Origin of the sequence: Methanobrevibacter sp., from assembly GCF_045126245.1 — an archaeon.
In the GTDB taxonomy this organism is placed as follows: domain Archaea; phylum Methanobacteriota; class Methanobacteria; order Methanobacteriales; family Methanobacteriaceae; genus Methanocatella.
On sequence record NZ_JBGVOG010000041.1, the window covers coordinates 1 to 22,855 of the forward strand.

Sequence of the window (22,855 nt, forward strand, 5' to 3'; positions counted from 1 at the left end):
TATTGATTTGCTGATAGGTCCTGAAGAGTCCTTATAAACCTGACAGTCTTAAATTCCAAAATTTGCAAAGAAAAATCCTAGAACAAAGTTATCCATAAACATTAAAAAAATTTAAATTCTAAACAAACATAACTATTGACAAGAAAAAATGAAGGAATTGATATGGATTTAATAAAAGAATATAATGAAAAGGAATTAACAATAAAAGTTAAAGATAAAATCGACACAACTACAGCCCCCGACTTTGAAAATGAGATAATTGATGAAATAGGCAACTTTAATTCATTAATAATTGATTTTACAGAATTAGAATACATTTCAAGTGCGGGTTTAAGAGTTTTATTTACCGTCAAAGGAAAATTAAACCCCCAAAATATTCCATTCATCATTAAAGTTAATGACATCAACAAGGACATTTTTGAGATGGCCGGCCTTGATAAAATATTAAATATCATTAGAAACTAATCGATTAAACTTGTGAATTCATCCTCGACCTAAAGAAGTCAAAGTATTCTCACACTATTAAGATAAAAATTTCCTGTCAATATCCTCATAACATATTCCATATTAACAGCCATTTCACCATAACAACTCTAATTCGAGTTCACAATTTCATTTTACATCCTATTCAAAATAATCAAATTTATTTAGATAATCTATCAATCGTTTAAGATAATTCTTATCTGGTTTAGGCCACTTGAATCCTAATGAATGAAGAATTTCAATAGTCTGTTCGATTTTAACGTTTTCTTCGAAGTTATCTCTTTTATCGAACTCCTCGATTGAAATATCTGAAGTGATCATGCCCTGTATATTCTCACCCATATTCTGCTGATAGATTTTTTTAAACATATCGAAAGCCACTTCGGCAATTCCATAACCCTGCCTATTCAATGCATCGACAATATCCCTACAGGATATATACTGGTCATTCATGCAATGGAATAGTCTGGATTTTTCTGGAGTTTTACAAAGTGCAAGTATTCCTTTTGCAACATAATCTATTTGGCTCATGTCCATTTCTTCATCAGCCATCATAGGAGTTATTGCTTTTAGTTTTTTAATAGCCTTAATGTTATTTAAAAATGCATTTGTGTCATAGTTTTTCTGGAACAAACCGTCTGAATAACGGCTCATCAGGTTTCCAACCCTTATTATCTTTACAGGAAGCCCATTTACCGCCGCCTCTAAAACTATCCTTTCGGCTAAAAATTTACTTTTTATGTATTTGTTTGTTAAATCCTGTTCATAGTAAAATGTTTTTTCGTCATAATCCTGATTTGGATATGTCTCCTCATTTAGAGAATATGATGAAAGGACACTGATTGTGGATATTTGTACATATTTTAAGTCATTTCTAGTCTGTGCGAATTTAATTCCATTGATTACCCCGTCAACATTCACCTTGAAGATATAGTCATCGGCTGTATAGTGTTTTACAATAGCTGCTGCATTAATTATTGTATCAATTTCTTCATCTTCAAGCTTTTTGAAATCATCGATGTCCGTTATGTCCCCTTCAATTAGGATAATACGTGACCCAATTAGGTCAGTGCAATCCCCATCAAAATAATAATCCATCAAAGCGATGAAACGTTCTTCGCATGAAGCGAAATTGCCTTTTCTCAACATACAATATATTTTTCCTTTCTCATTCCTGATGAATTCATAAAGAATATGGATTCCTAAAAATCCTGTAGCTCCAGTCAATAATACATTGCCCAATTTTGATTTCTCTCCCCCAATGAAGTTTTCAAGGGTATTTTCTTCAAGAAGTTTATTAATCTTTCCATAATTGTAGTTTTTTATGATATCATTTTCTATGTTTGAGTCCTCTTGAGAATCATTTTCACCAGACAGGAATTTTGCCAATGCTTCAGGAGTCTTATTATTGAATATATCTTCATATTTTACATTATAATCTCGTTTAAGCATTTCAATGATTAATTTAGATGCAACTAGTGATGTTCCCCCGATTTCAAAGAAATCATCCTCTGCACCAACAGGTTCTATATTCAATATGGACGAAAATATTGCACAAATCTCCTGTTCGAGCTTTGTCCTAGGCGCTACATAATGCAGCTGCACTTTTGGTTGGGGAAGTCTTTTAATGTCAGTCTTGCCATTTGGTGTTTGCGGCATTTCATCAAGCTGCATAAATGCTGTTGGCACCATATAACGGGTAAGGCGGTTTTCTAAAAACTCTTTTAAGTCATTGCTGTCAATTACATCTGATGCAGTATAATATGCGCACAAATGATCCATATTGTTGATTTCTTTGATGACTACAACCGCTTGTTTTATATTCGGATACTGGTTTATGTTAGTTTCGATTTCACCAATTTCAATTCTCAAACCTCTTAGTTTGATTTGATTATCTATTCTTCCCTTGATGTCAATTTCACCATTCTGAAGTTCAATTGCATAATCCCCACTCCTATAATATGGAATACCGTTGATAGTTAAGAATGTCTCTTTTGTTTTTTCAGGCATGTTGTAGTATCCTTTTCCAACACCCATGCCCCCAATGTATAATTCACCCATTACGCCATTAGGAACCAACTTGCCATCAATGTCACGAACATCAGTTACATAATTGGTTAAAGGAGGTCCTACAGTTATATCGTTAATATCATTTATTTTCTTGTTGTTTGAAGTTATTGTCGTTTCTGTTGGACCGTAACTGTTATAAACAACAGCATCACAGTATTTTCTTAAATCTTCATAGACTTTTGCTGAAAACTGCTCCCCTCCAAGAAAAACACATTTCAAACATGAAACCACATTGCAAAATTCATCCAGTTCAAGATATGATGCAAGTCTTGAAGGAGTGATTTCTAAAACTTCCGGTTTATTTTCATCAATCAATTCAATTAGCTCATGAATATTCTTGATTTGAGAATCATCAGCCAATATCAATTTCAATCCATTTGAAAGAGATGTCAATATATCATCAACGGACACGTCAAAAGAGATTGTTGTAATGCAAAGCAAACTTCCGTAAGTGGATTTTGGGTTTTGAGCTTGATTACAAATGTTTTTATGGCTTATCATTACTCCTTTAGGATTGCCTGTAGACCCTGAAGTGTAAATCATGTATGCCAAATCATCAGGACTGACATCAACTGAAGGATTAGTGGTATTTACTTCCTTAAGAAGTTGACTAACATTTAATGAATTATCAGAAGTTTCATTGCTTATTATATAGTCCGCCAGGCTGTTTTCGTAAATGTAATTAATCCTTTCGAGAGGATATTCCAAATCAATAGGAACATATGTACAGCCTGCCTTCAGGACACCTAAAATAGAAGCAATTAAATTGCTATTCCGGTTAAGCATGATAAGAATATTGCTTTTTGGCTTTACACCTTTTTTTATTAATGCATTTGCAATCCTGTTACTCTTCTCATTCAGTTCCCCGTAGGTTAAAGTAGCATCGCTTGCAACCAATGCCACATCATTTGCTTTTTCAATAGCTTGCTTTTCAAAACGTTTATGTAAAATTGGAGTGTCTATCTCTTCAAATTCTGGAGTTTTGCCTTCCTCGAGTTCAATATCCTTTATTCTTAATTTATCCATATCATATATAAAGAATTGGAATAAAATGTATTTGATTGAACGCAGGAATAAATTAACATACTCCTTAGTATAAATCTGGTCATTATATTCAAGATACAATGTTATCTTTTCCCCATCATCAAAGACATCGAAGTTTATTTTATAATCTGTTGAAACGGTACCGTCAAGATCGATTATCTTATAGTTCTTATCATTTAGTTCAATTTTATCTATAAGAAATTCACGATAAGAATAGAAGAATTCTGGCTTTAACTGATATTCCTCTGCAAGTTTTGTGTATGGATAATCGCTGTGGATTACCGCATCCTTCCAGGATTTATCAACTGTTCTTATATAATCTTCAACCATCATGTTACGATTTTCACTATTTACAATAACAGGCAATGTCTTAACTAACATTCCTTGTGTGTTGAAGTAATTTGAGTTTGCCCTGCCATTAAAGATTGTTGTAATTAATGATTTATCCGTGAATGTGAATTTATTAAGGCTCAAAAGTATTGCCGCCATGAATAAAACATTTGGGCTAATTGAGTGGTCCTTACAGAAGTGTCTAACAAAAGTGGAATTCACTTGGTCTGAAACAAGCTTAATGTTTCCCATATCAGGATTGCCGTTTATATTTGGAGTTAAGACAGTTGATTCTATTCCTTGTGCAAATTGATTTTCGAAGAATTTTTTAGATGTTTCACTAAGGGAAGTTTTCTCTTCAATAAGACTATATACATAACCGTTAATCTTCTCCGTTTCTATTTCTTCACCATTATACGCTCTGGTTACCTCATTGAAGAAATTATCCTGAGATACTCCGTCTGTAATAATGTGGTGGAAATCACTGAAGAGAATGGTTTCATGAGGTGTTTTATACATCTTAAATCTGAATAGCTGATTGTCATTCAATGGAATCGGCTTAACGTCATTTGCCATTATTTCATTATTGCTGATGGAATCAATTTCAACAATATCAATTTCTTCAATTTCAACATCATCACATCTCTTTTGCATTAATTTACCATCATCAGTATTGATGATTCTTGTTTTAAGATACGGATGTGCTTCTACAACTTGAATAATGGATTCTTTAAGTTTATTTGAATCAACAGTGCTGTCAAACCTTACTGCAATAGGCAGAGTATATTTGATCTTATCGGTTTGCATGCACTCATAATAAATTCCCAATTGATTTTCAGTTAATGGGAAGCATTCCATATCCTTTGCGGTTTCAAGGATTCCTTCCACATCTATTTCAGATTCGATGTTGCTGTCAATTATGTCTGCAAGTGATTTGATTGTTGGATTTGTGAACAATGAAGTAATATCAATGTTTACATCTGTTTCATTGAAAATCATTGAGTTTAATTTCATCAATTTTAAAGAAGAGAAACCTAATTCATATAAATCATCAGTTGTTCCAAATTTGTCCGTATTGGCTATGGAAGCAACAAGACCCATCAACATTTCTTCAGTCTTATTTTCTGCTTTAACATACTCCAAATTCAATTTTGGCTTAGGAAGTCTTCTGATATCAGTTTTACCATTTGGAGATATCGGCATCTCATCAATCTGCATAAATACTGTTGGAACCATGTATTCCGTTAATTTGTTTGCCAGATTTCTCTTCAATAGATTTTTGTCTATCTCCTCATCGGCTGTAAAATAAGCGCATAAATGTTCAACATCATTAATTTTCTTAATTACAACAGCAACATGATTGATGCGTGGGAATCTTGCAATATTTGATTCAATTTCACCAATTTCTATTCTCAATCCTCTCAATTTAATCTGATTGTCGATTCTTCCTTTAATTACCAAATCCCCATTTGGAAGTTCAATAGCATAGTCCCCACTTCTGTAATATGGAATATCATTAATGGTTATGAATACTTCCTTTGTTTTACTTTCCATATTGTAATATCCTTTGGATACTCCATTACCACCAATGTACAGTTCACCCATAATGCCGGGAGGCAGTAATTTTCCATCAATGTCCCTGACTTCAGTTATGCAATTGTGCAGTGCCTTTCCAACAGTTATATTTTCCGCACTGACAATCTTATGAGCATTGCAGGTTACTGTTGTTTCTGTCGGCCCATAAATGTTATAAACCTCCAAATCAGGATATTTTAAGAGCATTGAAATCAAGTCTTTAGGAACCATTTCCCCGCCAACAGCAATATATCTGAAATTAGGCACCAGATTACTGAATTCATCATATTCCAAATATTGTTTAAATCTTGATGGTGCAGTAAATGTAAGGGAATCCGGTTTTTCCCTTTCAATTAATTCGACCAGTTCAATAATATTTTTTATCTCACTATCATTGGCCAGAACCATTTTCAAACCAAAGGTCAGGGGCATGAAATCAAGTAAAAATGCATCAAAAGACACTGTTGAAAGTGCAAGCGTCTTTTTCATTTTTGAATAAGCATTATAAATTACATTATCTTCACTTCTGGAGAATAAATTTGTAATGTTTTTATGAGTAATCATTACTCCCTTAGGATTTCCTGTGGAACCTGAAGTATAAATCATATAGGCCAAATCATCAGAATCAACATCAACTTGAGGATTATCAATGTTTTCCCCTTCAAGCAATTCATTAACGTCGATTGACTTTTCAACAGTACCATCCGCAACCAGATAATCCGCTTGGCTGTTTTCAAAAATATAATCGATTCTGCCTTTAGGGTAATTTATGTCCATTGGAATGAATGCGCATCCTGCCTTCAGGACACCTAAAATAGCAGCAATAAGATTGCTGTCTCTTGGAAGCATGAGTAAAACATTGCTTTTGGGTTTGACTCCCCGATCAATTAATGCATTGGCAATAACATTTGCTTTTTCATTCAACTGCCTGTAGGTTAATGTTGCATCAGTTGCAAAAAGGGCAATTTCATCACCTTTATCAATAACTTGCTTTTCAAAGCGTTTGTGAAGCAAAGGCATTTCAACTTCACTGAAGGCAGCATTTGCTTTTTCATCTAAAATGGCAATATCACAAATATTTGTCTTTTCAATATCTGCACAGATAATTTGTTTTATAATATTTTCGAGGCTTGATAAAAATAGATCAATGAATTCTTTTGTATATAATTCATTATTGTAAAATAAGGACAATGAAACAGTTTTATCATCTTCAACAATGCTTAAATAATTTGAATACTTAAAATCTGATTTTAAATCTTCATTAAAGCTATAATAAAATTCGGGTTTTAAAAGAAAATCATCATCATTTACATATCCGTCAAATGCCAAAGTTTCCCTATAGGTTTTATGGATTTTTTCTAAAAATTCCTTAATAGATATTTGCCTGCTTTCAAATTTAGTGGCAAATGGAACATTATTCAGATTGAAAATTAAGGTTTCATTTGAAAAATTGAATTTATTGAGGGTTAAAGTTAAACCCGCCAATAAAATTTCATTAATAGAAATTGAATTGTACCTGACAAACTCAACTAACCCGTCTTTTTTTAGTTCATATTCTGATTTTTCAATGATTCCCCTTTCTTTTTCGCCGTTCCTATTTGGAGAAATTAAAGATGATTCATCAAAATCTGCCCATAATTTTGAAAGGTATTCATTGAAAACTTTTGTGTTGTTGCTCATTTTACCAAACCATTAATCTTTATATTAATTTAAGGTATATTTAACATTCATTATAAAATTTAAGATAGGAATATATTTAATGAAACTGAAATTTCACAAGTCTATGTTGTGATGTTTTTTACATTGTGAGCAAGTCAAAAAGCTGTAGCGGAGATTTTTGGAACCAGTTGTCAAAATATATCAAAATATTTCATTAAAATAATTGAAGATAAAGAGCTAAAAGAAAACGAAGTATCCATATCCTCTAAAAAATTGTTTAAAAACCAAAATGAATTTATCAACTCAGAGTTGATAATCTCTAAAAAAGGAGGAAGACCCCAAAAATGGTATAATCTTGATGCAATCATATCAATAGGATATAGAATCAACAGTAAAGAAGCAACCCATTTTCATCAATTTATTACTGAATTTATCACTTCATTCATCTTGAGTTGAAATATATTTTTCATTTTTTTATAGTACTTCATTTATTTGAAGTAATATTTTTAACTACATCTAATGAAGTACTTCAAAATGTTAAAGTAATATTTAATAATTATATTAATTTTATTTAAGTATTATACTAAGAAATATGCAAAGTCAGAATTAACAAAATAAAATAATAACAAAAAAATATACTATTTAAACGATTAAAATGCTAAAAAAGAAATTTAGAGAAGTAAGAATTACTTCTCAATTATTATGTTTAATTTTTTATTTCAATTACTTTGTTCATAACAACATCATTTAACTTCTACTGTAGTATCGACAGATACTGCAGAGTAGTTATTATCCCCTTTATAGGTTGCAGTGACTGTATAAGTTCCGGCTTCAAAGTCAGTGAAATTGACAGTTCCTTGGCCTTCGCTTAAACTAACGAGTTTAGACTGATTGTCAACAGTGACATTGATAAGGTTGGCAACTTCATCGGCTGAAGACACATCAACTACAACATATTTACAGGAAGTTTTAGCGGAAACTGTTATATTAGGAGTGGCTTTTTTAACTTCTACAAATGTATCGGCAGATACGGCTGCATAGTTGGCATCACCTTTATAAAGTGCAACTACAGTGTATGTTCCAGCTGCCAAACCGCTAAATTTAAGAGTTCCTTTACCATCTTTCAATCTTAAAAGCTTAGATTGATCACCAACAGTAACATTAATACGATATGCAACAGGATCACTTAAGAATACATTAACAATTAAATCTTCACCGTAGCTTACGTCTTGTGTAACAACAATAAGATCTTTTGGAACTGCTTTATTGACTTTAACAGTAGTATTTGCTATATAGTACTTCATTCAATTGAAATAATTTTTTCAAATATATCTAAATGAAGCTTCAAATTGTTAAAGTACATATTTTATAAAATACATAATAAATAAAAGATGTTTTATAGGAAAATTATTCAAAACACATTTGAAGAGGTAAAATAATGGATAACATAGTGTTTAAAGATTGTGAATATCGTTTCACTGAAAACAATGAATTATACTGTAAGAACAAAACAGGCAACGACATAAACTGCGATAACTGCAAAGAAAACATTCACTTGAACTGTGACAACTTCAGTCCAAAAAAAGATTATTGCCTGAAATTCTTCAGGGAAAACATAAGTGAAGTAACTGAATGCCAAGAAAAAACAGTGTTCAATGATAAAGACTTATCCAGAAAGTGGAGTAACTAGTTATGACCAATCTTGATTGAAATGCATGTTTCAATCAAAACATTCAATTTTTATTAGATTAATGAAGTCATGATTAAATTGAATGCAATATTTTCATTAAAAAAATATATTAGAATAATCTAGTTTGTGCATCAATATAGCTTGGCTCTGAAATTTCATTTACAGCATCACCATCTTTAACATCACCAATTAAAAGTGGAGAATTCGGATTGTGCAACTTCTGATTCCTTTTAACTAGTTTTTGACTATAATTTGCATAGCAATATTTACATCCATGCAAACAAGTGTTATATGCTCCAATATCCCTTCCAAAAATACAATCACATTCGCGAATCCTATATTTTCCTTTAGGGATTTTTAAATTATTGCCAATAGCCTTTTCTATTACGCTTTGAGTCATACATCCGCTTGAGTCAAATCCGAATTGGTCAAGCAGAGTTCCTTCAACACAGGTTTTCATTTGAATTCCATATTCATTAGCTATTTTTGAGAAATTCTCGCCAATCACCAATTGTTCAGACTTTGTTACTTCTTTTGCCTCGGAAAAATTTCTCAATACCTTCTGATATAAATCAATGAAGCTTATCGTGCAGTCATTGGTATAATCTGCAAGCTCTGATGCCATCAGCTCAAACATATCCATATGAAAATCAAGAGAGTATTTTTCAGTGATGAAAATCGGATCATATCTCCAGGAAATTTTATTTATTCCCAAATGTTCAGATAGCTCCTTAAAAGATTTTATGACCTTTCTGAAATCAGGAACATTAACTTCAATGTCTTTTTCATACGGATTGATTGTTACAAACCAGAACTGATTGAAATCATCCAATTTATCAATGTTTTTAAGAAGTGGCTTGGGATTTTTCGTACAAAAGCACAGACAATCAATGATTTTTGAATCCAAAGGATATCTGTAGATATCACCATTATACGGATTTCTGGTGCAAACAAAACCTGCATCGATTCTATTCAAAAACCATTTATGAAAAAAAGCGGGAATATCGGTTCTTGAACCAGTATTTATTATCATAAAAAAAGAAAAATAAAAGAGATTTATAAATCTCTTCCAAATATGTGTACAGCTGCAGTACCGCCGGTTCCTCCAATGTTGTGAGTCATACCGATTTCTGCACCGTCAACTTGTCTTCCACCAGCTTCCCCTCTAAGTTGCCATACGATTTCAGCAGCCTGAGCAATACCGGTAGCCCCTAATGGGTGTCCACGTGCCTTAAGTCCTCCGGAAGAGTTGATTGGGAAGTCACCATCGATTTCAGTTTGTCCTTCTTCAATAGCTATTCCACCTTTACCTTTCTCAGCAAAACCTAAGTCCTCTACTGCCAATAAACCATTGATTGAGAAACAATCGTGGACTTCAGTTACATCAATGTCTTTAACTGTGACTCCTGCCATTTCATAAGCTTTTCTGGAAGCTACTTTGGTAGATTCAATAGTAGTAATGTCTTTTCTGTCATGTAAAGTAAGTGTTCCAGAAGCTTGTGCGGAAGCCTTTACATAAATTGGAGTATCAGTATACTTTTTAGCATCTTCGGCAGGTACCATAACAATTGCCGCTGCTCCGTCACTTACCGGAGAGCAGTCAAGGAGAGTTAATGGGTCTGCCACCATAGTGGAATTGATTACTTTATCAACACTGATTTCAAATGGGAATTGTGCATTAGGGTTTTTGGATGCGTTTTTATGGTTAACTACGGAAAATTGTGCTAACTGTTCACGGGTGGTTCCATATTCATGCATATGCCTTTTTGCAATCATTGCATATAATGACGGGAAGGTTGCACCTTGCTGCGCTTCCCATTCCTGGTCTGATGCAGTAGCAATAGCTGGAGTAGCATCAACTACATCAGTCATTTTTTCCACACCCGCAGAAATTACAACATCATGAAAACCAGATGCGACAGCCATGATTCCTTGTCTTAAAGCCAATCCACCAGATGCACAAGCAGCTTCAACTCTTGTGGTTGGAACTGGATTAAGACCTACATGGTCTGAAATAAGTGCTGCAATGTGTTCCTGTTCTACAAATAGTCCTGAGGACATATTTCCAACAAACATTGCTTCGATATCATCTCCATCAATACTTGCATCCACTAAAGCTTTTACACCCGCTTCAGCAATTAAATCCCTAAATGAGGAATCCCATAATTCACCAAATTTTGTTTGTGAAACTCCGATAATCGCGACATCTCTCATATTTAAGCCCCCTTACATTTTAATTTTGCCTTTGAATTTAGCATAAACAGCATAATCAACATAAGTCTTATCATCGATTATATCCTGTGTTTTTGGAGCTAATTCTCTTCTCTCAACAATTTCATCTTTTACTGTAATTGTGAATCCATCACTTCCTGCACCTGATCCATATGAAATAACGAATATGTTATCTCCAGGTTCAGCCACATCCAAGATATTGGATAATGCTAAAGGCACTGCTCCAGAATAGGTATTTCCAATATTTGGAGTTAAGAGACCTTGTTTTATTTGTTCTGAAGTGAAACCTAATTTTTTACCTGCCCTTAAGTAAAATTTACCGTTAGGCTGGTGGAAACATGCATAATCATAATCTTCAGGTTTTGAGTCAGTTTCTTCAAATAACATTTTAGCTGCACTTAAAACATGCTTGAAGTAAGCTGGCTCTCCTGTAAACCTACCACCGTGTGATGGATAGTTTTGACCTTCTCTTCTGTAGAAATCAGGAGTATCAGTTGTAAAACTGCAAGTATGATTAATATCAGCCAAGGTATTTTCGCTACCGATAATATAAGCTGCTCCTCCAGCGGATGCAGTATATTCTAAAGCATCACCCGGCGCACCTTGGGAAGTGTCAGCACCAATAGCCAATGCATATTCTACCATTCCAGATTCTACAAGACCCATGGACATTTGAATACCAGCAGTTCCTGCTTTACAAGCAAATTCCAAATCAGCTGCAGTCAATTTTGGAGTTGCACAAACCGCTTCAGCAACAATGGAAGCAGTCGGTTTTACTGCATAAGGATGTGATTCAGAACCAACATAAACAGCACCAATCTTACTTGGATCAATCTGAGCTCTTGCTAGAGCATATCTAGCAGCGGTTACTGCAATAGTTGCAGTATCTTCATCAGCAGAAGGAACGGATTTTTCATTAACGACCAATCCATTTGACAAAGCTACAGGGTCATCACCCCATACTTTTGCAATCTCTTCTACCTTAATTCTATATGAGGGTACATGCGCCCCATATCCTACTATTCCTACCATTAAATCACCTTAAATCATAATATTTAAAGACATTAAAAATTAATTTAACTATTTATATTATATTAATATTATTATATATAATTAACTAAAAAATAGCTATTTTTTTAAGAAAAAAAGAATTTTAAAAAAAGATTTTGTTCAGGATGCAGTCGCCGGGATTCGAGCCCGGGTTGTAGGCTTGGAAGGCCCAAGTAATAACCAGACTATACCACGACTGCATAAAAAATGCGGCGTCCGGGATTTGAACCCGGGTCTCTAACGTGGCAGGCTAGAGTCTTAACCAGGCTGGACTAACACCGCATAAAAACTAACAACAAGTAAACTTATGTTTTAATGTTATATAAATGTTTGTATCATTTACCAATTATTTGCTTAATTATTAGTTTATCATCAGAATCAATAAATCTGACAAGCAATATTGCAGTAAAGTAAACAACAATTGAAACAGGCATAGCAAACCACATATTCAAATCAAGAACATATAACACAACTCCCAGAACTCCAGATGCAAAACAAATCTTTAAGATATCATATAACAGATGCCTATCCGGAAGTTGATCAATCTTATGCACCATATACATTTGTAAGAACAAGATTAATATTTCACTTAAAACCGTAGCGATTGCCGCGCCATAAACATCATAAGTAGGGATTAAAAATAAATTCAGAATCACATTGAAAAATGCAGCAATTGTATAAATTTTTGTAACGGAATATTCCTGATGGGATGCATTTAAAATTAATGAACAGGCTCCGTTTATAAATAGGAAACATACAGTCCAAATTAATATTTTCATGACCCCTCCGGCCTCTATAAACTCCGCACCATAAATTCCAATTATATCATAGCCATACATAACTGTGAATACTGCTATGGGGATTGTAACAAATGATAAATATTTAATTGATTTGACAAAACTCAGATTCAACAGATTCTTCTCATCAACAAATAATTTGCTCATCACAGGAAAAATGACTGCGGAATAAATTGTATAAAATAATGCTAAAACACTAATCAATTTATATGCAGAGTTATAAAGCCCTGTAGAATATGTACTTAAAAATTGGGTAATCATTACTATATCAATTGAATAATAAATAGTATAGAAGAATCCTGTTAAGGCAAAAGGAATACCTGCTTTGATTAGAACTTTATAAAATGAAAAATCAAATGAAAAGCTAGGTTTGACAAAATGTTTGCGCATTGCAAATACGGCATAACACAATGCAATGAAATTTGCAAAAATATATGCAAATGTAATTCCAAGCAAACCTAAATCCGTAAAAATGACAAATAAAATGAAAATGAAAGTCAGCAGAGTCACAATCGTATAAGTAATAGCCTGATATTTAATCTCTTCATGAGCTTGGAATGAAGCATACATAACATCCTGAAATGTCTTAATTAGATATTCAAAAGCATATAACATACTTATTCCGACTACATATCGTTCCCATCCCAGAACAATCAGAACAATGAAAACTATGGCCATGTAAAAGAATGATAGAAATATCTTAAGGCCTAACGTATTATTAACATATTTGGCTTCATTTTCAAAATCCGTTGATATGGCCCTTACCAAATATGAGAATATGCCTAAACTAGCAAAAACCCCAAATAATGAAGTAAGAGATACTGCAGATCCAAAAATACCATAATTAGTAGGTCCCAGGTATCTTGCCATCAAGATGGTCCAAACAAAAGCTAAAACACTTGTAAGTATTTGTGAAACCATCAGCCAGCTCATATTTGCAAATATTGTTTTTACTTTATTAGCCATATTTTAACCTTAAATTTTATATGCCTTTACACAAATCCAATCATTATCCTCATCAATATATGCTTCAAAGTCTTTAAAGCCTGTTTTTTCTAAAGATTCTTTTAAAACATCCTCTGAATATATTTTCATGTCTAAAAGTTCAATCAAATCTTCATATTTTTCCATTTTGCCTTCCCTATAGACTGCCTCATTACAGAAAAACACTAAACCGCCCTTTTTTAGGACCCTATTAACTTCTTTTAAATCATTGATGAAATCCGGCCAGAAATAAATTGTCTCAAAACCGGTTACAATATCAAAGGTCTCATCATAAAAAGGCATGTCTGAAACAGACCCCTCAAGAACATTGACAATTCCTCTATCAATATATTCTTGGTTAAGTTTAATAGATTTTTCTACACTTACTTCGGAATAATCTATTCCGACAACCCTTCCATTTTGGGAAATCTGGCTTGCGAATCTTTGGATATTCCTTCCTCCTCCACAGCCGATATCTAGGATTTTACTATCTTCGCTAATTTCAAAATGACTTACGCCCCACTGAGCCATGTTTTCATGAGACCTGTTCATTCTATCCAATATTTTATGGCCTAAATCTCCAACAGGCTTTCTTGCATTTTTTATAAGTTCCTTATCTTCAATATTGTGGCCTGTATTTACTTTGTTATCATCACTCATAATAATCGCCTATTTTTTCATTCCTTTTCTAGTTTTAATAGCTTGACCTGTCTGGAACTGCTTAATCTCACATGCTCCAAGCAATGACTTACCATAAGCCAGCAGCTTATCTTCCTCATTAACTATTAAAACCTCATCCTTTGATCTGATATTATCATCACAGTCAACTACAAATTTACAGAATACACTTTTTCCATCAAGAGCAAAAGGTTCTGAATCCTTATTTACAACAACCCTGTTTTCAGGGTAAGGCATTGCATTGTGCAGTCTTTTTGCACCTTCTTTTGATAAAATCAAATATGAATCAGATGCTCTCATATTAACGATTAATACTTTGCCATCATAAATGTGTCTGATTTTGCCTGTCTTTTTACTTTTTTCAATGTTGATATTTCCAGTAAATAATGCATCTCCCGCACCAACGCCAAACTGATAATCTGCAATGGCCTTAATCTTTTTGATGTCATCCTTTTTATATCTTATTTCATCAGAATCTATGCATTTGTTGTATAATCCTATTTCCAGGTCTTTTATAATTCTTGAATGAATCAATACCTGTTCATAATATTCAACAAATTCATTGATGAAATCCTCTACGAATTCAATGCTGTCAACGTCACGGGTTTTTGGAGCGTCATTTTGACTTAACGGATATACCTCATCGATTTCAAGAGGTATCAATCCGAACGGAACGTCCAATACCATGAAATCTGTATTGTCCAAGTCAATTTCCTGTTCGGCACCGTAAATGTAAAACTCTCCAAGTTTTCCTGAAATGAATTTTGAGTAAGGTTTTCTTGTTGGGGGTAGAATAACCAAATCCCTTTTTTTAGGCAATTCACGTAATTTTTGCATATGCCTTAACACTTCGGCACGGCATAATGACTCTGGACCAGTGTAGAAAAATGCTGATTTTTTACTTCTCGGGTCATATTTTTCCAAATCTTGTGAGTAATTTCCAAGTTGCCTTACAGCTTCAAGAAGTGCAGGGTGGGCTCTGCACCTTTCTTCTACAAGTTCCATCAGATTACCGTCATAAATGGCCTGCCTGATTAACCTTAACTCTGCAAATGAAACATGCAAGTTGTGCTGGGCTATCAAGTCTCTCCTTCGTTCTTTAGGCATTGCCCTTAAATCATCGGGAGTGTATTTGGTACATACTTCACATGAACAAGGCATCTCCTGGAGGTTTTCCAGTTTATAGGTTCCCCTTGTTGATAGGAGCCTGTCATCTTCCGCATATAGGATATATGCCGCTGAGTCAAACAAGTCACAGCCCATTGCAACACATAAAGCAAATATCATTGGATGGCCTGCACCCATCAGGTGGCGGGCGGTGTCATCAGGCAATTCCTTCATGGAATTCATTACAACATCCACAAGATCCTTGTAGTGATATGATTCCATCAAGGGAACAACTGCACCAATAGGATACAAATCTGCATCAAGCTTTGATAGCTCACGAGCGCATTCACGCCTTAAATCAAGGAATGTTGAACCCTGAACAACAGAATTCAATAGCATTTCCATATTTTGAGACTTTTTATATTCAACCGCTTCTTTTGCACGCTCCAAGGTAATTTCCAAATCACTTTCAGCTTTTTCTCTTTCAACAAAAGGCGCTGTCGGAATGTCCAAACTTGTTCCAATGTCTGTTTTAATCAGTTCCTGAAATTCAATTACTTCTTTGTTAGTTATTTCCACATCACCATAAACTGAAAGCTGGAAAGACCCTGAATCTGTCATTATAGGCCCATCAAAGTGAATCAGTTCATGCAAACCCTTTTCAACAGCTTCCCTTTTAAGTTCCTCATCCTTATAGATTAAATATGCATTAGTAATTACAATATCCGCACCGTATTTGCCCACATCTATTGCCTGCTTGCGCGGATGAATGACCGGCATCAATGCTGGAGTTTTTACATCACCATGATTGGTTTTCAAAACACCAACACGCCCCATATTATCTTTAGCTTTAATTTCAAACATTTAACTACCTTACTCATCATTTATTGAAATAAATAATACAAAAAAAATCACTTCAAGAAAAATTTGAAGTATCAATAATATCTAAATAAAGTTTAAATTAGAAATTATATAAATTTTGCTTATCCGCCAATAAAAAAGTAGGATTACCATATTAAAAAATAGTTATGACATTCAATTGAAATTAAATAGTGATATTTTTTTGTTTTTGAGAAAAATATCTCCATATAAATATTAAAAAAAACAAATTTTTAATAGATACAATGAGCTATGAAGAAAATGCAAGAATAATAAATGATGATATATTCGATTTGGTTAACTCCTGTTTCGATGAAGAAAAAAATAGTCGAAATAATGAAGGAAGGGTTAATTTTTTTGATACTTACAAAGATTATTTTGTTTTAACAGATGATGGATCCTATTCTATTAATTCAAAAGAAATAAACAACAAAATTGAAACACTCCATACATCTACAGGTGCAATAAGTGAGTCATTTGAAAAGTTTATCAAACCTATGAAGTTTGACTATGAAAGCGACATTGCAATCCTCGACATCTGCGCAGGTATCGGATACAACACCTCAGCCGCGATATCCGATTTCATTGAAAACAGCAACGGGTCAAATCTAAAGATCGATATGGTTGAAATATCTCATGCGACACTTGCCTGCGGCCTTTTAGTTCCCTCACCAATAAAAGCCCACAACATTACCCGAAAAGCCATTGAAAATGAATTAATAGCTCAGGATTATGCTACTTTAAGTCTGGAAGAATGTGAAATTCCGGAAAATTTTGATATCAATGTTTACATTGAGGATGCAAGACAAACCGTCCAAAACCTAGATGATGACACTTATGATTCAATATTTTTGGACCCGTTTTCACAGAATATGGCTCCGGAATTGTTTTCAGTCGAATTTTTCAAAGAATTCAGAAGAATAATAAAAGATGACGGAATTGTGGCAACCTATACATCATCCGCTCCAATCAGAGCTGCATTTATCGAAGCAGGATTTTACATAGGTCAAGGCCCCATATTCGGAAGAAAACAGGGCGGAACGCTTGCCAGCCCAAACCCATTGATGCTTGACACATCACTTCCGAAAAATGATGAGATAAGAATTGCGCTTTCTGATGTGGGGATTCCATTCAGGGACCCTAATTTAAATAATTCCAGCGATTGGATTTTAGAAAAAAGAACAGAAGAAAGGCATGATGCCCGCCATAACACCAAAATATCTTCTGCTGTTAAAACACCAATATTTTTAGCATCCGAAATGGATGATGAAAAATTAAAAAGAAGAGTGGAAAGAAATCTGGCAAAAATGAACATTCCATCAACAACCTCACCTGAAGCCTTTTATATCGTTGAATGTGAAGAAAATTATTCCACAAAACAGGATGTGGAAAATAATTCAAGAAATAGAATTTTAAATATGGAAAAAAGATTAAAAAAAGTAAAATTTGGTAACTGGAAAGAATAACTTATTCCACAGTTACACATTTAGCCAAGTTTTTAGGCTTATCCGGGTCGTGGCCTTTCTCGATTGTAATGTAATATGCAATCAATTGTAAAGGAACCACATAAACCAATGGCGCAATAATCTCTTTGACTTCAGAGTTAATTGTAATCACCGCGTTTGCTTTAACCTTAAGTGATTCGTCATCAGCAGATCCGATAGCCAGTACATTAGCACCACGAGACTTGACCTCTTCCAGATTACTCATGGTTTTTCTGTAATTATCTCCAGGAGGAATAACAACTACAACAGGAATTCCTTCATCAATCAATGCTAAAGGACCATGTTTAAGTTCTCCAGCAGCATAGCCTTCACCATGAATATATGTAATCTCTTTAAGTTTTAAAGCACCTTCCAAAGCGGTCGGATAGGAATATCCTCTACCCAAATAGAAGAAATCGCGTGCGTAATTATATCTTTTTGATATGTCCTTGATATACTCAACATCCTCAAGCGCCTCATCAATAAATTCAGGTACCTTTTCAATCTCTTTAAGCAATTCCATATTTTTGGCTATCAATGCGGCAAACAGGTATATTGCAGTGAGCTGAGCAACATAGGTTTTTGTTGCTGCAACACCTATTTCAGGCCCTGCCTGAGTTTGAATTACATATTGAGCCCTTCTTGTAATGGAAGAACCTGCCACATTAACAATACCTAAAGTTTTGGAAGTCTGATTTGCAACATCCAATGCCTTTAGGGAATCTGCAGTCTCACCTGATTGGGATATGAAAATAACCAAAGTTTGATCATTTAAGGTATTTGCAGAATATTTGAACTCGGAAGCAAGAATCACATCAGTTGGAATTCCTGCCAGTGATTCAATCAAGTATTTTCCAGTTAATGAAGCATGATAAGATGTTCCGCATGCAACAAAGCATATCCTTTGAATATCCTCAATATCCTCAATGATTTCCTGGATATTTTCCTTTTGAGTCAATGTATTTCTAACGGCAGCTGCCTGCTCATTGATTTCCTTAATCATGAAATGGTCATAACCTTCCTTTTCAGCCATTTCAGGAGTCCAGTTAATGGTATCGACTTCCTTATTGACCACATTATCAAATTCATCATGAACAACCACACCATCCTTGTCCAAAATGACAATTTCACCCCTTTCTGGATAAATTATATCACGGGCATACTTCAAAATAGCCGGAGAATCAGATGCAAGATAATATCCATCTTCACCAATGCCCACAATCAACGGAGAATCCTTACGGGTTGCAACAATTTTATCAGGTTCGTTTTTACTGATTGCCGCAATTGCATAAGCGCCCTCAATAACATCGATGGTTTTTCTGACCGCATGTTCGAGGTCAAATTTTTCATCCATGAACTTTTGAATCAAATGCGGAATGACTTCAGTGTCAGTGTCTGATTTAAAAACATGTCCCTCAAGAGTCAATTTCTCCTTAATTTCCAGATAATTTTCAATAATACCGTTGTGGACAACGGCAACAGTATTGTCTTCATCAACATGAGGGTGTGAATTTAATTTTGAAGGATCACCATGGGTTGCCCAACGAACATGAGCAATACCAAATTTTCCAGGCATGTCAGTCAAGTCCAACTTCTTGTCCACCTCTTCGATTTTGCCCTTATCCTTTTTAATGTGCAAATTACCTTCATCAAATGTAGCCAGACCTATAGAGTCATAACCTCTGTATTCCAATTTTGAAATGCAATCAAAAAGTATTGGCGCTACATCCCTATCTTCCTTTAATATGCAACCTACAATTCCACACATCTAATCACCCTGGTAATTGTAAATATCCTCATAAAGATTTACAACATCTCCAATTATTAAGATAGCAGGAGTGTTGATTTTTTTATCTGCAATGTTGCCTAATGTTCCAAATACTACATTCTCATCAGGCAATGTTCCGCTTTCAACGACACATACTGGAGTATCTGCAGAGCGATATTTCATAATTTCAGAAGTATTTTCACGGATATTACCGATACCCATTAAAATAATTAAAGTATCTGCAGTATAATCCCAATGAACCTGGCTTTCGGCCTTGGTTGGGTCCTCATGACCTGTTACAATGGTCACTGAAGTGGCTACTGCCCTGTGAGTTACAGGTAGTCCTAGTGAAGTTGGTGCTCCAATAGCTGAAGTTACACCTGGAATTACTTCAAATTTGATATCATGTTCCATTAAAGCCAAAATCTCTTCACCGCCACGACCGAAGACAAAAGGGTCTCCCCCTTTAAGCCTAACTACATTTTCATGATTTTGAGCTTGCTCAATAATCAATTCATTGATTTGGTCTTGTGTTTTATAATGCTCCCCTGCTTTTTTGCCTACATAAATTTTTTCTGCATCGTCAGGAGCATGAGCCAATATCTCTTCATTAGCCAAATAATCATATAAAACAACATCAGCTTTATTCAATGCTTTTACTGCTTTAAGAGTTATTAAATCAGCATCTCCAGGTCCTGCACCAATTAAATAAACTACCATTTTATCACTTTATAAAAATCCTTTAAAGAAGTTTAAACCGTCATCAGAACCAAACAGTTCTTCACAAGCCCTTTCAGGGTGAGGCATCATAGCGCAAACAAGGCCAGATTCATCACAAACACTTGTAATTGCTTCCATTGAACCGTTAGGGTTTTTGCCTTCAAATTGCAGAACAATTTGGTCTTGGTCTTTCAATAAATCAATATCCTCAGTATAAAATCTTCCTTCGGCATGTGCAATCGGAAGAGCAATAATCTGATTATTCTTAAAAGCTTTAGTGAAAGGAGTCCTATTTGTAGAAACCTTTAAATCCACCCATTCACAGTTGAATTTTGGATTTTCATTAGTTATGAAAATACCTGGAACAAGACCGATTTCACCTAAAATTTGGGCTCCATTACATATTCCTAAAACCGGTTTTTCTTCTTTCACCAATTCTTTAATACCATCAATTACCGGTGTAATTGAAGCCATTGCACCAGCTCTTAAGTAATCTCCATAAGAGAAACCTCCAGGAATAACAATACCATCGAAATCTGTTAGCTTTTCTTCACTCCACCACACATATTCCGAAGTGAGGCCTGCAAGCTCAATAGCTTTTGCAACATCCCTGTCACAGTTAGTTCCCGGAAATCTAATTACTCCAATTTTCATTTAAATCCCTCTATTTACCACATGCCATGTTTTGTGGGATAACATTAATCTTATAATCATGAATTACAGGATTACAAAGTAACCTTTCACACATGTCTACAACATTTTCTCTGATTACTTCCCTGTCTTCACCTTCCATCTGGAATTTGATGATGTCAACAGTTTTGACATTTTTGACTTCATATCCAAGCAAATCAAGAGACCTTTCGATTGTTGTAGCTTCAGGATTTAACATCCCGCTTTTAAGAGAAATTTTCACTTCTATATCAAATAACATTTAAATCACCTTTTCTGAATCTGGAATAATTCTATTATACACTTCAATGTAAGCATTCATAACTTCTGAATCTTTTCCTTTTCTAAATAACTCCTTATCCAACATGTCTAATGTTTCACTATCCCATAATCTGCATCCATCAGGAGAAATCTCATCCCCTAAAAGAATGTTCCCATCCTTATCCTTACCGAATTCAATTTTAAAATCAACCAAAATAATTCCCGCATCGGCGAAGAATTTGGTTAAAATTTCATTGATTTTTAAGGCTTTTTGGGTTAAGATTTCGATTTCTTCTTGAGTAGCTATTCCTAATGCCTTAATTAAAGAATCATTCAACATAGGATCATGATATTCATCAGCTTTGAAATCCATTTGAACAATAGGAGGTTCCAATCTAGTACCTTCTGCAAAAGGGTATTTGCGAATCAAACTGCCTGTTGCAATATTTCTTATAATGACCTCAATTGGAATCATTTCAAGTTTTTTTGCAAGCATGACATTAGGTTGCGGCAAATCGATGAACTGTGTTTCAATACCATTTTCCTCTAAGACCTTGAATATTTTAGTAGAAATTATAGCATTGTAGGCACCTTTTTTAGCCATAACCTCTTTTTTTTCACCATCACCCGCAGTCATATCATCTCTAAACTCGATTATGACCTCATCAGGATTATCAGTAGCGTATACACTTTTTACTTTTCCATTGTTAATTAACTCTTTTTTGTCCATGATATCAACAAAACAAATTTTAAATTATTATAATATAATTTTTGGTCTAAATATTATATAACTTTAATTAGAAAAAAAAGAAAAAATAGCTATAATCTGTTAACGAATGTTAAATCATCTTTTGTCTGTCCAAATTTGATTCCATTCAATTTGCCGTTCGGCAGTTTAGACATTACTTTTACTGGAAAATCATCATCTGGATTCAAATACATCGTATGAATAACATCCTGTCGTGTTTTAATTTCTATTTTATAACAATTATCCGTTTTAGACAAATCCCCCTCTAAAAATACTTCATTGAAAGATTCATCCAAAAGATAATCCGGAAATGATTCATCAATATTGAAATGATCTAACAATTCTTTAAGAATCATTTACCTCAATCCATTTTTGGAAGCTTGTCTTGGTCTGATTCATAAGAAGAGCCAATAAGCTTGCCGGATTCAACGTCAAACTGACGAAAGCCTCCATCCTCATAGGTCACTTCACGATAGGTCATGCCTTCCTCATGACCGCTTTTGATGATTTCCTCTTTAACTATCTTCACATTATCACCTACATTAATTATGAGAATATTAATCCTTTTAATATTCCCTAAAAGCTTTCATTAAAAATTTGAGTATGGCCATTAAAATACTTTACTAT

At 34.1% G+C, this 22,855-nt stretch carries 19 protein-coding genes and 2 tRNA genes; 4 read left to right on the forward strand and 17 right to left on the reverse strand.

The genetic code is table 11. From position 1 onward, the window contains the following. The first annotated feature begins 135 nt into the window (after positions 1–135). Entirely contained in the window at positions 136–465 is a 330-nt protein-coding gene (locus tag ACJMLZ_RS03330; protein ID WP_405303946.1) for an STAS domain-containing protein, read from the forward strand. A gap of 159 nt (positions 466–624) precedes the next feature. On the opposite strand, the gene ACJMLZ_RS03335 is transcribed toward ACJMLZ_RS03330, so the two are convergent. Beyond that, complete coding sequence (locus tag ACJMLZ_RS03335) at positions 625–7,182, reverse strand: amino acid adenylation domain-containing protein (RefSeq protein ID WP_405303947.1); 6,558 nt, start codon at positions 7,180–7,182, stop codon at positions 625–627. Positions 7,183–7,470: 288 nt separating this feature from the next. On the opposite strand from ACJMLZ_RS03335, the gene rhuM reads away from it, so the two are divergent. Next, positions 7,471–7,617 carry a RhuM family protein gene (gene rhuM, locus ACJMLZ_RS03340; RefSeq protein WP_405303968.1) on the forward strand — a complete coding sequence of 49 codons (147 nt, stop codon included), beginning with the start codon at positions 7,471–7,473 and terminating at the stop codon, positions 7,615–7,617. A gap of 287 nt (positions 7,618–7,904) precedes the next feature. On the opposite strand, the gene ACJMLZ_RS03345 is transcribed toward rhuM, so the two are convergent. Beyond that, on the reverse strand, positions 7,905–8,465 hold the full coding sequence (locus ACJMLZ_RS03345) for an Ig-like domain-containing protein (protein WP_405303948.1): 561 nt from the start codon (positions 8,463–8,465) through the stop codon (positions 7,905–7,907). A gap of 134 nt (positions 8,466–8,599) precedes the next feature. Between ACJMLZ_RS03345 and ACJMLZ_RS03350 the strand changes: the two genes are divergently transcribed. Continuing rightward, the gene (locus tag ACJMLZ_RS03350; RefSeq protein ID WP_405303949.1) at positions 8,600–8,851 is read left to right on the forward strand and encodes a hypothetical protein; all 252 of its coding nucleotides are present in this window, start codon (positions 8,600–8,602) and stop codon (positions 8,849–8,851) included. Between the two features lie 109 nt (positions 8,852–8,960). Here the strand turns inward: ACJMLZ_RS03350 and ACJMLZ_RS03355 are convergent, their stop codons facing one another. The 8 genes from ACJMLZ_RS03355 to tgtA all read right to left on the reverse strand — a co-directional run bounded on the left by ACJMLZ_RS03355 (position 8,961) and on the right by tgtA (position 16,563). Further along, complete coding sequence (locus tag ACJMLZ_RS03355; RefSeq protein WP_405303950.1) at positions 8,961–9,884, reverse strand: DUF1848 domain-containing protein; 924 nt, start codon at positions 9,882–9,884, stop codon at positions 8,961–8,963. Positions 9,885–9,907: 23 nt separating this feature from the next. Continuing rightward, positions 9,908–11,065, reverse strand: a complete 1,158-nt coding sequence (locus ACJMLZ_RS03360) for a thiolase domain-containing protein (protein WP_292820331.1) — start codon at positions 11,063–11,065, stop codon at positions 9,908–9,910. 12 nt (positions 11,066–11,077) lie between these two features. Continuing rightward, positions 11,078–12,115, reverse strand: a complete 1,038-nt coding sequence (locus ACJMLZ_RS03365; protein WP_405303951.1) for a hydroxymethylglutaryl-CoA synthase — start codon at positions 12,113–12,115, stop codon at positions 11,078–11,080. A 144-nt stretch (positions 12,116–12,259) separates the two neighbouring features. Then, positions 12,260–12,333: transfer RNA gene (locus ACJMLZ_RS03370), tRNA-Gly, on the reverse strand. Between the two features lie 8 nt (positions 12,334–12,341). Then, positions 12,342–12,415, reverse strand: a tRNA-Gly gene (locus tag ACJMLZ_RS03375). A 53-nt stretch (positions 12,416–12,468) separates the two neighbouring features. Beyond that, positions 12,469–13,896 (reverse strand): flippase, encoded by a 1,428-nt coding sequence (locus tag ACJMLZ_RS03380; RefSeq protein WP_405303952.1) that lies wholly within the window; start codon positions 13,894–13,896, stop codon positions 12,469–12,471. 9 nt (positions 13,897–13,905) lie between these two features. Then, the gene (locus ACJMLZ_RS03385; RefSeq protein WP_405303953.1) at positions 13,906–14,574 is read right to left on the reverse strand and encodes a class I SAM-dependent methyltransferase; all 669 of its coding nucleotides are present in this window, start codon (positions 14,572–14,574) and stop codon (positions 13,906–13,908) included. Positions 14,575–14,583: 9 nt separating this feature from the next. Beyond that, complete coding sequence (gene tgtA / locus ACJMLZ_RS03390) at positions 14,584–16,563, reverse strand: tRNA guanosine(15) transglycosylase TgtA (protein ID WP_405303954.1); 1,980 nt, start codon at positions 16,561–16,563, stop codon at positions 14,584–14,586. Positions 16,564–16,823: 260 nt separating this feature from the next. On the opposite strand from tgtA, the gene ACJMLZ_RS03395 reads away from it, so the two are divergent. Next, entirely contained in the window at positions 16,824–18,044 is a 1,221-nt protein-coding gene (locus ACJMLZ_RS03395; protein WP_405303955.1) for an MnmC family methyltransferase, read from the forward strand. A gap of 1 nt (position 18,045) precedes the next feature. On the opposite strand, the gene glmS is transcribed toward ACJMLZ_RS03395, so the two are convergent. The 7 genes from glmS to ACJMLZ_RS03430 all read right to left on the reverse strand — a co-directional run bounded on the left by glmS (position 18,046) and on the right by ACJMLZ_RS03430 (position 22,757). Beyond that, positions 18,046–19,830 carry a glutamine--fructose-6-phosphate transaminase (isomerizing) gene (gene glmS, locus ACJMLZ_RS03400; RefSeq protein ID WP_405303956.1) on the reverse strand — a complete coding sequence of 595 codons (1,785 nt, stop codon included), beginning with the start codon at positions 19,828–19,830 and terminating at the stop codon, positions 18,046–18,048. Continuing rightward, the gene (gene cobA, locus ACJMLZ_RS03405; protein WP_292820353.1) at positions 19,831–20,550 is read right to left on the reverse strand and encodes a uroporphyrinogen-III C-methyltransferase; all 720 of its coding nucleotides are present in this window, start codon (positions 20,548–20,550) and stop codon (positions 19,831–19,833) included. Between the two features lie 9 nt (positions 20,551–20,559). Beyond that, positions 20,560–21,204 (reverse strand): phosphoribosylformylglycinamidine synthase subunit PurQ, encoded by a 645-nt coding sequence (gene purQ / locus ACJMLZ_RS03410; RefSeq protein WP_405303957.1) that lies wholly within the window; start codon positions 21,202–21,204, stop codon positions 20,560–20,562. A 10-nt stretch (positions 21,205–21,214) separates the two neighbouring features. Beyond that, complete coding sequence (gene purS, locus ACJMLZ_RS03415) at positions 21,215–21,481, reverse strand: phosphoribosylformylglycinamidine synthase subunit PurS (RefSeq protein ID WP_405303958.1); 267 nt, start codon at positions 21,479–21,481, stop codon at positions 21,215–21,217. Next, a complete protein-coding gene (gene purC, locus ACJMLZ_RS03420) occupies positions 21,482–22,210 on the reverse strand; it encodes a phosphoribosylaminoimidazolesuccinocarboxamide synthase (RefSeq protein WP_405303959.1) in 729 nt (242 codons plus the stop codon). It lies immediately after the preceding gene. Positions 22,211–22,299: 89 nt separating this feature from the next. Further along, positions 22,300–22,584: a hypothetical protein gene (locus ACJMLZ_RS03425; protein WP_405303960.1), complete on the reverse strand. Its 285-nt coding sequence runs from the start codon at positions 22,582–22,584 to the stop codon at positions 22,300–22,302. Positions 22,585–22,589: 5 nt separating this feature from the next. Then, positions 22,590–22,757 carry a hypothetical protein gene (locus tag ACJMLZ_RS03430; protein ID WP_405303961.1) on the reverse strand — a complete coding sequence of 56 codons (168 nt, stop codon included), beginning with the start codon at positions 22,755–22,757 and terminating at the stop codon, positions 22,590–22,592. Between the last annotated feature and the right edge of the window lie 98 nt (positions 22,758–22,855).